Here is a 15964-nt window from a genome sequence, read left to right on the forward strand (position 1 = left end):
GACTGAATTTCCTAAATGACAAGCCCTAATCTAACGCACGGCGCAACGCCGGGCGCCTCCCGCCCTCCGATCATTGCCGTGGAGCGTGTTTTCAAGTCTGTTTCGGACTCCACGGGCACGCTCGATATTTTGCGTGATATTGACTTCAGCCTGCATCAAGGGGAAACCGTGGCCATCGTGGGCGCTTCCGGTTCGGGCAAGAGCACGCTGTTGTCGATTGTTGCAGGCTTGGATACGCCCACGCGTGGCACCGTTCGCCTGGACGGCGAAGATCTTTTCGCAGTCAGCGAAGACACAAGGGCGGCGCTGCGGGCGCGCAAGGTGGGTTTTGTGTTTCAGAGCTTTCAGCTTCTGGGTAATTTGACTGCCCTGGAAAACGTGATGCTGCCGCTGGAGCTGGCCGCCCGCAAGGACGCTCGCAAGGCGGCCACCGAGATGTTGGTGCGCGTGGGGCTCGCCGAGCGCCTTAACCATTATCCGAAGGTGCTCTCGGGTGGCGAGCAGCAGCGCGTCGCATTGGCGCGGGCCTTCGTGGTGCACCCGGCCGTGTTGCTGGCCGACGAACCCACCGGTAGCCTGGATTTCGCCACCGGCGAGACCATCATGAACCTGATGTTCGACCTGAATCGCGAATTGGGCACAACCTTGGTTCTGGTCACGCATGATCGCGCCATCGCTGATCTGTGCAGTCGCCGGCTCACCGTCGAGGCTGGGCGAATCGTGCACGACAGTGAAAGCGCCGCAACGGTAGCCTGAGTCATTGACGGCTTCTTCCCTCTGGGACCGCCAAAGTCCAGCCTGGCGATCCCAGGGCCTGAAGCCAGTCCGGTTTTGGAATCACAGTTTTTTGAGACGCCAGGCTGCCACAGCCGATAATCGGTGGATGTCCACACCCAAAGTGCTGTTCGGCTTTCATGCCGTCGGCGTGCGTCTGAAGACCGCGCCAGCCTCCGTTCTCGAAATTTACGCAGACCCTACTCGGCGCGATGCCCGCATGAAGCAGTTTCTCGCCCGGGCTGCGGAAGCCGGTGCGCGGGTCATAGAGGCCGACGGTGCACGTCTGGCCAAGCTCGCTGGTAGCCATGGTCACCAGGGCGTAGCCGCGCGAGTGAGTGAGCTTGTGCAAGTTCGCTCTCTTGATGATCTGCTTGATGGTTTGAAGGAGCCCCCGCTGCTCCTGGTGCTGGACGGTGTGACGGATCCTCACAACCTGGGTGCTTGCCTACGCGTGGCAGACGGTGCTGGCGCGCACGCCGTCATTGCTCCCAAAGATCACGCGGCGGGCATCAATGCCACCGTGGCCAAGGTAGCCAGCGGTGCGGCCGAGACCATGCCCTATTTCATGGTGACCAACCTGGCGCGAACGCTTGGCGAATTGAAAGAGCGCAATATCTGGGTCACGGGCACTTCTGACGATGCAGATAAGACGGTTTACGGCGTCGACCTTGCAGTTGCCACGGCCTTGGTCCTCGGTGCAGAAGGGCAGGGCATGCGTCAACTGACGCGCAAGACTTGCGATCAACTGGTGCGCATTCCCATGATGGGCGCGGTGGAAAGCCTGAACGTCTCGGTGGCCAGCGGCGTATGCCTTTATGAGGCGCGGCGGCAGCGAGGGTTTTGAGGCGGTTCGCTCTGGCTCTTGTCGGTCAACCGATGAGCCCTGGCTGAAGTCAACCGCGGATCGCCAAGATCCTTTGGCTCACTGCATCGAATGCAGGCCGATGATGTTGCCTTCGGTATCTTGCACCAGAGCGCAGTAGCCATACTGCCCGATGGAAAATTTCGCGCGGTGAATCTGGCCTCCGGCCTTCACGGCACGGTTCTGCTCCTCCGCGCAGTCAGCGCAGGTGAAGTACACCGTGGTTCCCCCCGGACCAGACGGCACATCTTTCATCTGAACCAGCATTCCGCCGGTACCTGTGGCATCCATGCTCATCGGGAACGACAGCATGGCTGAGTCACGGGGCGTTGCGGAGTCAGCGCCCGGGGCTGCCATGGCTTCCAACTTGCATTGAAAGACATCCTCATAGAATTTGCGAGCCCGATTCATGTCCTGCACGTAGATCTCGAACCAGACAACGGGATTGGGTTTCATGCGACGCTCCTTGAGTGCTGACCTTGAGGGGGCATCAGGTCACTTCGTGTTCGACATAACGCGCAAAGTTGTTCAGGAGGCGTTCACCATCCAAGGCGTGCCAAAGCGATCGGTGACCATGCCAAACCCTTCCGACCAGAACGTCTTCTGGAATGGCATGGTCACTTGACCGTCTTTGGACAGAGCGTCGAATACCCGGCGACCTTCGTCGGGGGACTCGACTCCAATGGAAACCCAAAGGCCCTGAGGCTTCGCGTAGCCGCCGGCACAAGCTTCACTGGCGCCCGGCATACTGTCAGAGCCCATCAGGGACTGCTGTCCAATTTGCAGATGGACATGCATGATCCGGCCACGCGCTTCAGGAGGTATGGGTGGACCCTCGGGCATTTCCGCGAACGTTCCCTCGTAAGTGATCGTGCCTTTGAACAAATCCCTGTAGAACGCAAAGGCTTCGGCGCAGTTGCCGTCAAAATTCAAATAAGGCGTGAGTTGCACAATCGTCTCCTTTCTTCTAGTGAAAAATGGTCTGCATGATTGACGGAAATCGGGTCGTCTTCAGCGACCGTCGAAAGCCGCCTGCAACTTGGCCATATCGAGCTTTTTCATGCTCATCAAGGCCGACATGTAGCGCTCTACCGCTGCCTGGTCAGGGGAGGTAATCATCTGCAGAGAGTTGGCAGGCGTGATTTGCCACGAGAGGCCGTAACGGTCCTTCAACCAGCCACATTCCTGAGACGCCGGATCTCCACCTTCTGACAGTGCGCCCCAGTAGTGATCGATCTCTTCCTGGGTCTCGCAGAACACCATCAGCGAGAGTGCCTCGCTGAACTTGAAGTAAGGCCCTCCGTTGAGGGCAAGGAAGGGTTGTCCGTCCAGTTCGAAAGCGACAGTCATCACGCTACCGGGCGCTTGTCGATGTTGTTCACGTCCAGCATCCGGATAGCGCGAAATCCCGCCCATCCTCGAATTTGGGAAAGTGTTGACATAGAACCGCGCAGCTTCTTCCGCCTTACCGTCAAACCACAGGCAAGGCTGGATTCGAGTGGAAACAATGCTCATGAACGCATTCCTAGTGACCTTCTGTACTTCAGAAGCCGGTTGTGGACAATGTACACTTATCCTGAGCTTTAAAATGGACGCTGTCCACATAAAACCCTATGCGTCACGAGGATTTGTCCGTTAACAGGCCGCGCAGTACCTATCGCCACGGAGATCTTCGTCGTGCTTTGCTTGATGCAGGGCTGGCCATGGCACGTGAAGGTGGACCTCAGGCGATTATTCTGCGAGAGGCAACTCGAAGAGTGGGAGTCGTTCCTAATGCGGCTTACCGACATTTTGCGAGCCATCAGCAACTGTTTGATGCGGTGCGCGCCGCGGCTCTTGGAGCTTTGGCCGAGGCTATCGAGCGCGAGTGGGCCAAGACAGATGTCATAGCTGACCCTGCCGCGCGATCGCGCGCGCGATTGGCTGCAGTGGGTTCAGGTTACCTGGGTTTTGCGCAGGCTGAAACTGGTCTCTTTCGTACAGCCTTCTTCGCCGTGACGCATGATGTGGTCGTGTCGCCAGACCCGGCTCGAACCGGGCGCATGGGCCTCAACCCGTTTGAATTGTTGGGTGCAGCCTTGGACGCCATGGTTGAATCGGGCGTGCTTCCCCCTGAACGACGTTCCGGGGCGGAGTATCTGGCATGGTCCGCGGTACACGGGATGGCTCTCTTGATTATCGATGGGCCGTTGCGCAGGGCGCAGCCTGAGGAGCTTGATTCACTCGGCAGGAGACTGTTGCGCATGGTTGAGTTGGGACTTTGATATGACGAACGTGCTTATGTCGGAAGAGGTCGTGCAGGCCCGCCTATGGTTGCGAGAAGCCCAGCACATCACCATGCTCACGGGCGCGGGCATGAGCTCGGAATCTGGCGTCCCAACATTCCGCGATGCACAAACCGGTCACTGGGCTCGTTTTCGGCCGGAAGATCTGGCCACGGAAGCAGCCTTCCGGCGCGACCCTGAACGGGTGTGGCGTTGGTATGCCGAACGACGTCAGAATACCGGGGGTGTGCAACCCAATGCCGGCCATTTGGCGGTGGCCGAATTTCAGCGCCGTTTTCCGGGGCGACTAACGCTCGCCACGCAGAACGTGGACGGCTTGCATCAAAAGGCGGGCAGCACCGAGGTGCTCGCCCTGCATGGCAATCTCTTCGAAGACAAATGGCTTGATCCGTGCGCCCTGGCCCGCAGGTCCCAGGATGCGTGCTTCGTGGGTCAGGCCGAACCAGGTGTCCCCCCGCGTTGTGCCCACTGCGGCAACATGGTTCGGCCGGCAGTGGTTTGGTTTGGTGAATCTCTGCCCATGCATGCAATTGATGCAGCGCAGCAGGCGGCACGAACATGCCAAGCCATGCTGGTCGTGGGAACTTCAGGTGTTGTTTATCCTGCGGCGGGCCTGGCTCATCTCGCGCGTGAGGCGGGCGCCAAGGTCATCATCGTCAATCCCGAGCCTACGGAGCTAGATGACGTGGCGCACTTGGTGCTTCGGGATACCTCTGCGCAGGTACTGCCGATGTTGCTGGAAATTTGAGTACGTTACGCACCAGACGCTACTTGGCGAGAAGCACTCGGTAGGACCTCAAGCACCTTTTCAAGGGGGCGGCCGAGGCGAGCACCCAGTGCGGTGACGACGATAGGGCGGTTGATGAGTACCGGGGTAGCCAGCATGGCATCAATCAACTGATCGTCGGTGAGGGCAGGGTTGTCCAGACCTTGTTCGAGGTATTCTGCTTGCTTGGTGCGAACCAAGGCGCGCAGTGGCTCTCCCGTGGCTTTGGCGATCGCCTTGAGCTCATCGCGGCTGGGCGGATTTTTCAGATACTCGACAATGCGGGGCTCCTCGCCGCTGGCGCGAATCATTTCCAGCGCGTTGCGGGAGGTGCTGCATTTTGGGTTGTGGTAAATCGTGACGGTACTCATGACTGGTTCCTGAATCGGTCAATAAAGCAGGTAAGGTTTGCGCGCGTCGAGCCAGGCGGCTTCATCGGTGGCAGCGAGTGCTTCAAGGTCGGTGGGCGCGGACGAGGGGTCGTCTACCCATTCGCGCAGGAGTTCGCTGCCGTTGATCAGGTCAATGGCCAAGCGGCCGGTTTCGTACTCATAGGCAAAATCGCGCCACAGCGGATAGTCTGGAAACTGCTTGCGCACCGCTTTGAAGGCCAGCGCCTGTAGCCGCCATGGCTTGAAGGCAGTGTGGTCGTAATGGGTAGGATCTTCTACGTGGATTTGCACGCCGGCGCACAGTTTGCCTGCATGCTTGTGAAAGGTGGGCTCGAACCAGCACTCACGCAGAACACAACCACGCAACCAATCGGGTGCCATGGCGCGCATGTCTATGATCAGGCGGTGCGCGTCGATGTCTGGCGCGCCGAACAGTTCTAGCGGGCGTGTGGTGCCTCTACCTTCCGATAGCGTGGTGCCTTCCAGCATCACGGTGCCGGCATATGCACGTGCCATGGAGAGATTGGCCGCGTTCGGGCTGGGGTTGACCCAGCTTCGCTCAAGCGGCCAGCCAAAACCTGGAGCGGCGTCCGGTTGCCAGCCCTCCATCTTGATGACGTGGTATTCAAGCTTCAGCCCCAGCGTATCGATGAACCAGTGGCCGAGTTCGCCCATCGTCATGCCATGTCGCATGGGCATCGGCCCGGCGCCAACAAAGCTTTGCCAGCCCTCGCGCAGCGTAAGCCCCTCGACTGGCCGGCCAGCCGGATTGGGCCGGTCAAGCACCCATACGGCCTTGCCGTGGGCGGCGGCCGCCTCCAGCACATAGCGCAGGGTGGTAATGAAGGTGTAGATTCGGCAGCCGAGATCCTGAAGGTCGACCAGCAAGGTGTCGAAGCTGCTCATCATGGCATCAGTCGGCCGTCGTACCTCCCCATAGAGGCTGAATACCGGAATGCCGAGCCTTGGATCGAAAAAATCAGGCGATTCGACCATGTTGTCTTGCTTGTCACCGCGCAAGCCGTGTTGCGGGCCGAAGGCGGCGGTCAACTGGATGTCTGGCAAAGCTGCCAGGGCATCGAGTGAGTGGGTCAGCTCGCGCGTGACCGAAGCAGGGTGGGCCAGCAAGGCCACACGGCGACCGGCAAGCGGCGCGCGCAGGGCGGGGTCGTTAAGGAGGCGTTCGATTCCGAGTTTCATGGTGTGGTCAACAATGCTGTCCAGCCGTCTTTGCGGTGAAAGTCGGGTTGTTCGGCGGGATGATGCAAGGCCCAGTAGCTCAGGCGGCCGTCTTGCGTTTCGATGACCGCCGTCAGCCCCATGTGCAGGGGGCCCTGGAATGCGATCAGCATGGCGGCCAAGGGCAAGCGAGCTTCGAGGATAAGCTCATCCGGGCCGGGGGTGAACGTGATGCGCGGGGAAGGCAGGTCTGGGGCTTCCGCATCGCGAACGCGTTCCTCGCTGAAAGCATATGCAGCCCAGTGCCCGGAGGGCGAGAAATTGAACTCCCGATAGCACTCTTCGCCGGGCTGGCCGATAAAGGCCTCAAAGCAGGTGTGCTTCCAAAGCCCGTCACGAGGGCCCGGCTCCTGAGCTGGGGAAGGCAGGCGTAATTGCGACACTTGGCCAATGAGCCGATACCGGAGATGAAGTCCTTCGGTGGCGCCTTCTGTGCACCTATGGGCCTCCACTGTGATCGAGCGTACGAAATCGCAAGGAGTGGCCGGGTGCCGAATCAGCGCGTGTGCAAAACGTTGGGAAAACGGCGTTGTCATGACCCCGTATTGTGTCAGGGCAACGATCGGTAGATGGGTGACCTCTTCAGCGTTCCATGCTGCGTGTTGGCTTCTGATCATCTGTGCGATTGACTTCAATTTTTCACAAGTCTGTCATTCAAAGGTCAAGTTGTCCGACCAAGATGGATGGGTACGGAGAACACCTTGGAAGGAGAGAAGAGATGAAAGAAGTGCCCACGCCCACGTTTGCGCTGTCACCCGCGTCCCATCCGGCTGCCCTCCCTCGGGGGTCTCTTCATCAAAGCGGCCAAGGGGAAACTCCTGCACGGTCTGCAGAGGGTGTCGCTCAAGGGATTCAGGTGGCCTGGGCAAGACATCAGGACGAAGTAAGGCAAGCCCAGCGTTTGCGCCATGAGGTGTTTGCCGGCGAAATGGGTGCTCGTCTGACCACTCCATTGCCCGGGCACGACATCGATCTGTTCGACGACTTCTGCGAACACTTGATTGTCCGGGACGAAGCCACGCGGGAGGTGATTGGCACTTACCGCGTACTGACGCCCGTGCAGGCAAAGCGCGTGGGCAGTACCTATAGCGACACCGAGTTTGATCTCACGCGCCTTCGGCTGCTGCGCCCCCGCATGGTGGAGCTCGGCCGCAGTTGTGTTCACCCTGATCATCGCCATGGCGGCGTGATCATGGCTTTGTGGGGGGCGCTGGCTGAGTTCATGGTGCGCAACCAGCTCGACACCATGATCGGTTGCGCCAGCATTCCCATGCTGCACAACGGTGTGGTCAGCGGTGACTCGGCGGCCAGCATCTGGCGCCAAGTCAGTTCCAAGCACATGGCGCCCATCGAGTGGCATGTGCGGCCGCGCTTGCCGCTGCCCGTGGAGCAGCTGGACGGAAGCCTCGATATTGAGCCGCCAGCCTTGATTCGCGGCTACCTGCGCCTGGGAGCCAAGGTCTTGGGCCCTCCAGCCTGGGATCCAGATTTCAATACCGCCGACTTGCCAATGCTCATGCGCATCGCGGACTTACCGGCGCGATACCGCAAGCATTTTCTGGGATCCGCCTGAATCAGGGTTGAACATGACTGCACCCGCTACCAATTTTGGCCAGATTCTGCGTGAGCAGAGTGATGAGGCCCCCATGAGCCACATGATTCGTCGAATGCCGGCTTGGCTCGGCGTGGATACTTGGGGTGCATCGGTTTTCGGGGCTGGAGGGCATGATTTGCCAGGGCAGGATAGTGGCGAAACGCATGAGGCTCACCCCCTGAAAAGACGCGTTACCGCGCCGTCTTTATTTCAGACCTGCACCTCGGTACGCCGGGGTGCCAGGCCGGACCCCTGCTGGAGTTTTTGAGGGAGCACACCAGTCAGTCGCTCTATCTGGTGGGTGACATCATCGACGGCTGGCAACTGCGCCGGCGCTGGTATTGGCCGCAACTGCACAATGACGTGGTTCAGAAGCTCCTGCGCCGTGCGCGCAAGGGCTGTCGAGTGGTCTTTGTGCCTGGGAATCACGATGAGTTTGCGCGCGCCTTCTCAGGCCTGAACTTTGGCGGCATTGAGGTGCTCAATGAAGCTGTGCACGTGACCGCCGACGGCAAACGCCTGTGGATCACCCATGGAGATTATTTTGACGGTGTGATCCAGTGCGCGAAGTGGCTGGCCTATGTGGGCGACTATGCGTATGAAATGACCCTGCGCGTGAACCGCCACGTCAACAGCCTTCGGGCCAGGCTGGGGTTGCCGTACTGGTCGCTTTCGGCCTATCTCAAGCATAAGGTGAAGAAGGCCGTGAACTATGTGAGCGACTTCGAGTCGGCGGTGGCGGGGGAGGCACGCCGCCTGGGTCTCGATGGCGTGGTCTGCGGCCACATACACCACGCGGAGATCCGCGAAATCGACGGCACGCTGTACTGTAACGACGGTGACTGGGTGGAAAGCCGCAGCGCGCTGGTGGAACATCACGATGGCCGGCTCGAACTGATCTACTGGCAGGCTATTGCGGCCCCGAATGTGGCCAAGGCGGTGCAGGCCGAGCATGCCTGAGCAAATTTGTTTGCCTGCCGTGCAGCAGAGTGCCGCTTGAGGCTCGAACATGGTAAAAGATAGCCAAGTTCTTCTGTTTCACGCCGATGACATTTCCCGCTTCTGATCTGTCCCCTATTTTGCAGAAGTATCCTCTGCAAGATCGGGATCTGAGCATTCTCGCTTTCAACCATCGCGTGCTGCACTGGGCGGATCGTCCCGATGTGCCGCTGCTTGAACGCCTGCGGTTCTTATGCATTGTGTCTTCGAATCTCGATGAGTTCTTTGAAGTGCGTGCCGAGTCGCACATCGACGCCTGGCGTGAGGCGCCCAGCGCGGCCTCTGGAATGCACAAGATCATGGCGGCGGCCAGGGCTTTGGTGGAGCGGCAGTACGCCATCTTCAACCATGCGCTGCTGCCCGCGCTGGCGACCGAAGGCATGCGGATCGTTTCGCACCTGGAACGCAGCGACGCCCAAAGACGCTGGGTGCGCGAGCATTTTCTGCGTGAAGTTAAACCCTTGCTGGTACCCGTAGCCCTTGATCCGGCACACCCTTTCCCTCTGGTGGCCAACAAGTCGCTCAACTTTATTGTTCAGCTGAAAGGTAAGGATGCATTCGGCCGCAGCAACGAGATAGCCATTGTCAAAGTGCCGCGCGTGCTGCCGCGCGTGCTGCGCATGCCGGCGAGGGTGGCCAACGGTGGAGTTTCATTCGTGATGCTCTCCAGTGTGATCAGGGCACACCTGGCTGATCTTTTTCCTGGGCGGGAAGTGGGAGATTTCTCGCATTTTCGCGTGACCCGTCATTCCGATCTGTGGGTGGATGAGGAAGAGGTCAAGAACCTCCGCACGGCGTTGCGCAAGGGGTTGCATCAGCGGCACTATGGTGAGGCGATGCGACTGGAGGTGTCTTCGGCCTGCTCAGATGGGCTCGCCGATTTTCTACTGCGGCAGTTCAAATTGCCACCCGAGGCCATGTTCAAGGTTCAGGGGCCAGTCAACTTGGTGCGCCTGCAGCAGTTGATACAGCTGGTGGATGCACCGAAGCTTCTGTTTCCGCCATACCGGCCCAGCTACCCTGTCCAGCTCAAGCCCGAGGAATCGGTGTTCGAACGCCTGCGCCAAGGAGATGCGCTTATTCATTTGCCCTTTGAGAGCTTCGAGGGCGTGATCGAATTCCTGCGCCAGGCCGTCCAGGACCCGGCGGTGCTTGCGATCAAGCAGACCATGTACCGCACAGGCAACGATCGTCGCATGATGGACCTGCTCATTGAAGCACAGCGGCGCGGCAAGGAGGTGACCGCCGTCGTTGAATTGAAGGCCCGCTTCGACGAGGAGGCCAACATCAACTGGGCGGAGGAGCTCGAGCGTGTCGGCGCACAAGTTGTGTACGGAGTGGTGGGCCTGAAGACGCATGCCAAGATGCTGCTCGTGACGCGGCGCGAGGGGCGATTCCTCAAGCGTTATGGACATTTGTCGACCGGCAACTACAACCCTCGCACTGCTGCGCTCTATACGGATCTGAGCTACCTGACCGCCGATGCACGCCTGACTTCCGACATGGATCAGCTCTTTGTTCATTTGGCCAGTCATAGTCGGTTGCCGCGAATGCAACGCATGTTGCTGGCGCCTTTCAGCCTGCACCGGCGCATGATTGCCAAGATTCGCAGTGTGGCGGAAGCGGCACGCCGTGGTCAGCCGGCGCGTGTCGTCGCCAAGATGAATTCGTTGACCGACCAAGCGCTGATCGAGGCTCTGTTGCTCGCTGGCGATGCGGGGGCGCAGATAGACCTCATCGTGCGGGGGGCCTGTATGCTGCCGGCTCACCTGACCGCGAACATCCGTGTACGCAGCATCATTGGACGCTTTCTCGAACATTCGCGGGTGTTTTATTTCCTGGCAGGCAGCAAGGAAGAGCTCTGGCTTTCCAGCGCCGACTGGATGAACCGCAACATGCTGCGCCGCGTTGAAACCGCATGGCCGGTGACCGATCCTGTTTTGCGTCAGCGCATCATCGACGAATGCCTGATGGCCTACCTGCACGATGCCCGCGATGCCTGGGAGATGAGCGACGGAGGCGAGTATCGTCGCGTGATGCAGGAAGGCATCAACCCTGGATATGGCGCCCAAGCCGCCCTGATGGAGCGCTACGAGGCGCGCCACGGTCTTAAGAACGGAGTTGAAAATAATGGATCTCATTCTGTGGCGCCACGCTGAGGCGCAAGAACCTGAAGGCGATATGAGCGATCTGGAACGTGCGCTCACGCGTCGAGGCGACAAGCAAGCGGCTCGCATGGCCGCCTGGCTGGATCGGCAGTTGCCTGAGGGAACGCGCATCTTGTGCAGTCCCGCCGTTCGAACGGAGCAGACCGTGAAGGCGCTGGGGCGCAGATACAAAGTTCACGAAGAATTGCTCCCCGGAGCGTCTCCGGCACAATTGTTGCAGCTGGCGGGCTGGCCCAACGCCAAGGTGCCCGTATTGATTGTGGGTCATCAGCCCACCCTGGGTGAGACCATCTCCCGCTTGCTGCAGATGGCCAACCCCGAGTGCTCGGTCAAGAAAGGCGCCGTCTGGTGGCTTCGCAGCCGCGAGCGGGATGCATCCCAGCAAACGGTGCTGGTCACCGTGCAAACGGCGGAAATGCTCTAATTCCGCGATTGCCTACAATTTCGGCTGTCGGGCCAACACACGAGCCCGGTCTTTTGTACAAGCGTTACGCATAGACCCAAAGGAATTCAGCCATGCCCACGACCACCGTCTTGGTCCCCTCGCGACACGCATTGGCGGTACTTGCCGCGGCATGCTTGGCGAGCGCCTGCGCTTCGGTTGATCTGAGCCAGCGCTATGATCCGCCGCCAGTGCTGCTCCCGCAGCCGCTGCCTGCTCCGCAAGCCACTGCACCCGTAGTGCCCTCAGTCGTTCAGGCGCAACCCGTTTCTCCGTCGCAACCGGTGCCCCAGCCCATTCCGCCTGTTGGCGCGGTGCCCCTGGCGCAGCCTTCTCTGCCCATAGAGGCTCCTCGCCCGGACGCGCACCTGGTCACACTGACGTCTCCCCTGGACGCCGCCAGCGTGGTGCCACCTGCCCGCAGCAGCGGCAGCGGCCAGATAGATGCACTCTACGATTCCAGCACGCGGGTTCTCCGCTGGAAGGCGTCATGGTCGGGACTTTCCGGCGTTATCACGGGAGTGCAGTTCCACGGACCTGCCATGAACGGCGAAACAGCGCCCGCCTCCATGATCTGGCCAGGTCCGTTCGGGCCTCGCTACGAAGGCCGCGCCACACTGACCCCCCAGCAAGCGGTTGATCTGCTGGATGGGCGTTGGTATGTCAACGTCATGACGAACACTTATCCCTCAGGAGAGGTGAGAGGGCAGATGCGCATCGTGCGCTAGCCCACTAGCTGGCTTTCCTCGAAGTAGCCGTTCAGGAGCGCGAAGAGTTCGTTCCGATGGTGGATTCCCAGTTTTTCGAAGGCCCTGTCACGGTAGGTCTTGACAGTGGCGGGGGAAACCTGAAGGTCTGATGAAATTCCCTCATGAGTCCAGCCCTTCAGCATGCGTTCGCAGACTTGGCGCTCTCGCGGTGTGAGGGCGTTCAATGCCATGGCCGCGGGCGCGGCTCTTGAGTGCAGGTGAAGGTGCCGCCGCACGCTCGACAGGATCAGGGGGCAAGCGCCTCCCACCGTATCGATATCGACGTCGGAAAACAGCGGCTGCTCCTCCAGTCGGTAGAAATTGACCGCCAGCCAGGAACCTTCGTCCTCGCATACCAGGGACAGCCGTTCCCTCAGGCGATGCTTGCTGTAAATACGTTCGCGGTGTGCACGGCGCATTTCGCGTGCGTTCCAGTGCACCAGCACCTGCTCTGAACCACTCGCTCGCTCGCGGGCTTCCTGGAAAGTCTGGTCGCGCAGATACAGCGACTTTCGATAAGCCTGCCAGGAATCCATAGGTCCGTCGGAGCCCTCGAAGCTGGCTGTCAGCGACATGCAGGGCGGCGCATCCGGAAACAGTTGAAACACCGACCACCACGCCACGGGCAGGAGTCGGTTGATCTGGACGAGCGCATCGTTCGCGAAACTGTAGTGGCCTATGCATCCAATGACGCCCGCCATGGATTCCACCGCTCGGGCGCTGGTCCAAGGGCGAATAAGCGTGGGGCGGCTGGCGGAAATGAGCTGCATGCCAGGAGTCTGGTCTATTCTGATTGATCGGGTGAACTGGATTGAATTTAGCGATGCTACCCGAGACTGGAGTGAGGGTTTTCCCTTGGTGGTGCGCGCAATTTTGTCCACATCGCAGAGGACAGACGAAAGCTTCGCAAATGCACACAATGCACCTGTCGGCCGGGTGCTGGGTTCGGAAAGTACGGCCAACAAATTCTTCGCAGTTTTGATTGTTGGAACGTGAACACGTTCTCAGGTTCCGGGAGCTCCAGTGAGTATTCGCCCAATTCATTCTCTTGACGATATACGTACGATCGAGTCGCAGCCCTTTGAGCAATACTTGCCCTACACGAGCGTCATGAACGCGCTGGAGGTTCAGGCTGACAAGCACGCCGACCGCATTGCGCTGAAATACATCAAGAGTGACGATCTGCTCGAACCTGCAGAGCAGTGGACCTATGCGCAGTTCGTGGCGCAGGTTCGGCGAACAGCAAGACTGTTTCAATCGCTTTGTGGCGCTGAAAAACCGCGGGTGGCATTCCTGCTGCCTGCAATTCCGCAGGCGCACTTCACGCTCTGGGGTGCTGAAGCGGTGGGCATCGCGTGTCCCATTAATTATTTGCTCGGCGAGGAACATATCGCGGAGCTCCTGCATGCCGCGAAGGTCAACGTATTGGTCGTTCTTGGCCCCAACCCCGAGTTGGACATATGGTCGCGGGTAGCGGGTATTCGGCAGCGCGTTCCGCAATTGAAGAACGTCGTGGTGGTGGGAGGTGCAGCGCAAGCTGGTCAGGAGCTGGATTTTGACCAGGCCGTCGCGGCGCAGAGTGACGCTCCGCTGACTACGTCGGCATCCCTGGATGATGTTGCCGCGCTTTTTCACACTGGCGGCACCACAGGCAGCCCGAAGCTAGCACAGCACCAACACCGCAACCAGCTTTGCGCGGCAGCCGGCGCGGCGTGCATGTATGGCGCATCTGATCAAGATGTCATCATCAACGGCTTTCCGCTATTTCACGTGGCGGGTTCTTTTGTATACGGCTTGTCGATGTTCCTGGTGGGTGCCACGGTCGTTTTGCCGACGCTGCTGGGCTTGCGTAACACAGGGTTTGTTTCGCGATACTGGAGTTTCACCGAGCGCGAAAAAGCGACTTTGCTGGCGGCGGTTCCCACGGTCATGTCTTCGCTTCTTACAGTGCCCTTTGAAGGAGTCGACCTGGCGCCTGTCAGGTGTCTGTTGACCGGAGGCTCGCCTCTGCCGCCAGATCTGGCGGATGCATTTGAGCGGCGTTTTGGCATTTCAGTTCGGAACATCCTGGGCATGACGGAGTGTGGTGGCGTGATCGCCATCGAGCCCTGCGCCATGCCGCGTACCGCCGGTTCCGTGGGCTTGCCGATACCGTTCGTAAAAGTCCGGGCGGTCAGTCCTGATGGTGGCCTCTTGCCTCCGGGTGAAGATGGGGAGCTGCAGATTCAAGGAGCCAATGTCAGTCCTGGCTACACCGATTCGACCAAGAACAGCGGTGTGTTCCTGGAGGGTGGGTGGCTGAACAGCGGCGACGTGGGTCACCTCGATTGCCAAGGACGGCTGTATGTGACGGGCCGGGCGAAGGACATGATCATTCGCAGCAGCCACAACATCGATCCGATGATGATTGAGGACACATTGCACAAGCATCCGGAGGTGGCTATGGCCGCTGCAGTCGGTGCGCCCGATGAGTACGCGGGAGAACTACCGGTAGCCTACGTTACCTTGAAACCCGGTGCGACGGCCGGCGTGGAGAGTTTGCTGGCGTTTGCAGAGCAGCACATGCCGGAGCGCCCGGCTGTTCCCAAGAAAATATTCATCCTCGATTCGCTGCCGATGACTGCGATCGGCAAGTTTTTCAAGCCCAGGCTCAGGGAAATGGTGACGCAGGAGGTCATCGACGCCCGATTGGCGCAGCGTTCGCTGATCGGCAAGGTGGCCGCCGAAGTCTGTGCAGACAACAAAGGTATTGAAGTGGTTTTCGACTGTGCGGGCGATCTGGAAGCCGCCGCCGCTGTCAAGGAAATGATGGGACCGTTCGCGTTGCGCTGGCGGCTGGCCGATCAAAACGGCGCGCAAGGAGAGGGCGCATGAGCGGAGCCATTCGTATCGAATCCCATGGCGAACATGTCGCGCTGATCCGCATTGACCGGCCAGCAGCGCGAAACGCTCTTTCGCCGAAAATGCTTTGCGCTCTTGCAGATGCCTTTTTGGCGGTGAGGGCCGATCCGGATGTCCGGGCGGTCGTGCTCACTGGCACGGGCGATGCTGCCTTCTGCTCGGGCGGGGATCTTGGGTTGACCTTGCCGCTCATGACAGGGGCACGGGCGCCGCAGGACGAATACGACCGCCGCTTGCTCGAAGATCCGCGCACCATGGAGGTGTCTTCGCTCCGCGATTTTGACATTGTCAAACCCACTATTTGCGCCATTAACGGCACTTGTTTGGCGGGCGGATTTGAGCTGATGCTGGGTACCGACATTCGGATTGCGGTCGAGCATGCTCAGTTCGGTTTGCCTGAAGTGCAGCGCGCATTGCTGCCCTTCGCGGGTTCAATGGCCAGGCTTCCCCGTCAGGTGCCTTCGGCATTGGCCATGCAATTGCTCCTCACTGGTAGGCCCATCACCGCACAGCAAGCCCTGCAGTGGGGCTTGGTGACGGAATTGCTGCCTAAAGAGCGCCTGCTTGAGCGAGCGCTTGAGCTCGCCGATCAGATCGCCGGCAATGGTCCCGTTGCCGTTCAAGCCGTGCGGCGTGCTGCGATCCAAGGCAGCGGGCTTGCGCTGCGCAGCGCGTTTGTACTGGAAGACGCCGCCAAGCGAGAAGTCATGAGCACGCAGGACGCAAGAGAAGGACCTCTTGCATTCATGGAAAAGCGACCGACGAAGTTCACTGGGCGTTAGTCCGGGTG

The 15964-nt window shown here is 59.8% G+C and carries 17 protein-coding genes and 1 pseudogene; 11 read left to right on the forward strand and 7 right to left on the reverse strand.

Annotated elements, in window-relative coordinates:
• Nucleotides 1-15: 15 nt before the first annotated feature.
• Both AAAK34_RS09480 and rlmB read left to right on the forward strand, forming a co-directional pair.
• On the forward strand, nt 16-756 hold the full coding sequence (locus tag AAAK34_RS09480) for an ABC transporter ATP-binding protein (RefSeq protein ID WP_231694974.1): 741 nt from the start codon (nt 16-18) through the stop codon (nt 754-756).
• 127 nt (nt 757-883) lie between these two features.
• A complete protein-coding gene (rlmB, locus tag AAAK34_RS09485; RefSeq protein ID WP_231694973.1) occupies nt 884-1621 on the forward strand; it encodes a 23S rRNA (guanosine(2251)-2'-O)-methyltransferase RlmB in 738 nt (245 codons plus the stop codon).
• 78 nt (nt 1622-1699) lie between these two features.
• On the opposite strand, the gene AAAK34_RS09490 is transcribed toward rlmB, so the two are convergent.
• From AAAK34_RS09490 to AAAK34_RS09500, 3 genes are all read right to left on the reverse strand, one after another.
• Complete coding sequence (locus AAAK34_RS09490; protein ID WP_231694972.1) at nt 1700-2095, reverse strand: VOC family protein; 396 nt, start codon at nt 2093-2095, stop codon at nt 1700-1702.
• Between the two features lie 72 nt (nt 2096-2167).
• A complete protein-coding gene (locus tag AAAK34_RS09495) occupies nt 2168-2590 on the reverse strand; it encodes a VOC family protein (RefSeq protein ID WP_231694971.1) in 423 nt (140 codons plus the stop codon).
• 60 nt (nt 2591-2650) lie between these two features.
• Nucleotides 2651-3154: a VOC family protein gene (locus AAAK34_RS09500; protein ID WP_231694970.1), complete on the reverse strand. Its 504-nt coding sequence runs from the start codon at nt 3152-3154 to the stop codon at nt 2651-2653.
• A gap of 98 nt (nt 3155-3252) precedes the next feature.
• On the opposite strand from AAAK34_RS09500, the gene AAAK34_RS09505 reads away from it, so the two are divergent.
• Both AAAK34_RS09505 and AAAK34_RS09510 read left to right on the forward strand, forming a co-directional pair.
• Complete coding sequence (locus AAAK34_RS09505) at nt 3253-3903, forward strand: TetR/AcrR family transcriptional regulator (protein WP_231694969.1); 651 nt, start codon at nt 3253-3255, stop codon at nt 3901-3903.
• A gap of 1 nt (nt 3904) precedes the next feature.
• Complete coding sequence (locus tag AAAK34_RS09510) at nt 3905-4672, forward strand: SIR2 family NAD-dependent protein deacylase (RefSeq protein WP_431777965.1); 768 nt, start codon at nt 3905-3907, stop codon at nt 4670-4672.
• Nucleotides 4673-4677: 5 nt separating this feature from the next.
• Here the strand turns inward: AAAK34_RS09510 and arsC are convergent, their stop codons facing one another.
• Genes arsC through AAAK34_RS09525 form a run of 3 tightly spaced genes read right to left on the reverse strand, consistent with a single transcriptional unit; the run spans nt 4678 to nt 6938 of the window.
• Nucleotides 4678-5061, reverse strand: a complete 384-nt coding sequence (arsC, locus tag AAAK34_RS09515; RefSeq protein WP_231694968.1) for an arsenate reductase (glutaredoxin) — start codon at nt 5059-5061, stop codon at nt 4678-4680.
• Nucleotides 5062-5079: 18 nt separating this feature from the next.
• Complete coding sequence (locus tag AAAK34_RS09520) at nt 5080-6282, reverse strand: DUF1343 domain-containing protein (RefSeq protein WP_231694967.1); 1203 nt, start codon at nt 6280-6282, stop codon at nt 5080-5082.
• Nucleotides 6279-6938: a DOMON-like domain-containing protein gene (locus AAAK34_RS09525; protein ID WP_431777966.1), complete on the reverse strand. Its 660-nt coding sequence runs from the start codon at nt 6936-6938 to the stop codon at nt 6279-6281. Before AAAK34_RS09525 ends, AAAK34_RS09520 begins: the two co-directional genes overlap by 4 nt.
• Nucleotides 6939-7039: 101 nt before the next feature.
• Between AAAK34_RS09525 and AAAK34_RS09530 the strand changes: the two genes are divergently transcribed.
• From AAAK34_RS09530 to AAAK34_RS09550, 5 genes and pseudogenes are all read left to right on the forward strand, one after another.
• Entirely contained in the window at nt 7040-7894 is an 855-nt protein-coding gene (locus AAAK34_RS09530) for a GNAT family N-acyltransferase (RefSeq protein WP_231694965.1), read from the forward strand.
• Between the two features lie 210 nt (nt 7895-8104).
• Nucleotides 8105-8875, forward strand: a pseudogene (locus tag AAAK34_RS09535) (UDP-2,3-diacylglucosamine diphosphatase); the annotation flags it as partial.
• 86 nt (nt 8876-8961) lie between these two features.
• Nucleotides 8962-11073: a polyphosphate kinase 1 gene (gene ppk1 / locus AAAK34_RS09540; protein ID WP_231694963.1), complete on the forward strand. Its 2112-nt coding sequence runs from the start codon at nt 8962-8964 to the stop codon at nt 11071-11073.
• Complete coding sequence (sixA, locus tag AAAK34_RS09545; protein WP_231694962.1) at nt 11045-11506, forward strand: phosphohistidine phosphatase SixA; 462 nt, start codon at nt 11045-11047, stop codon at nt 11504-11506. Before ppk1 ends, sixA begins: the two co-directional genes overlap by 29 nt.
• Before the next feature lie 92 nt (nt 11507-11598).
• Nucleotides 11599-12252 carry a CHRD domain-containing protein gene (locus AAAK34_RS09550; protein WP_231694961.1) on the forward strand — a complete coding sequence of 218 codons (654 nt, stop codon included), beginning with the start codon at nt 11599-11601 and terminating at the stop codon, nt 12250-12252.
• Here the strand turns inward: AAAK34_RS09550 and AAAK34_RS09555 are convergent.
• Nucleotides 12249-13043 carry a helix-turn-helix transcriptional regulator gene (locus AAAK34_RS09555; RefSeq protein WP_431777967.1) on the reverse strand — a complete coding sequence of 265 codons (795 nt, stop codon included), beginning with the start codon at nt 13041-13043 and terminating at the stop codon, nt 12249-12251. The two genes, AAAK34_RS09550 and AAAK34_RS09555, sit on opposite strands and share 4 nt — an antisense overlap.
• 253 nt (nt 13044-13296) lie before the next feature.
• Between AAAK34_RS09555 and AAAK34_RS09560 the strand changes: the two genes are divergently transcribed.
• Both AAAK34_RS09560 and AAAK34_RS09565 read left to right on the forward strand, forming a co-directional pair.
• Nucleotides 13297-15147 (forward strand): AMP-binding protein, encoded by a 1851-nt coding sequence (locus tag AAAK34_RS09560; protein WP_431777968.1) that lies wholly within the window; start codon nt 13297-13299, stop codon nt 15145-15147.
• Nucleotides 15144-15956, forward strand: a complete 813-nt coding sequence (locus AAAK34_RS09565; protein ID WP_231694957.1) for an enoyl-CoA hydratase-related protein — start codon at nt 15144-15146, stop codon at nt 15954-15956. Before AAAK34_RS09560 ends, AAAK34_RS09565 begins: the two co-directional genes overlap by 4 nt.
• Nucleotides 15957-15964 lie beyond the last annotated feature (8 nt).

The organism is Ottowia caeni, from assembly GCF_050821495.1.
Lineage (GTDB): Bacteria > Pseudomonadota > Gammaproteobacteria > Burkholderiales > Burkholderiaceae_C > Ottowia > Ottowia caeni.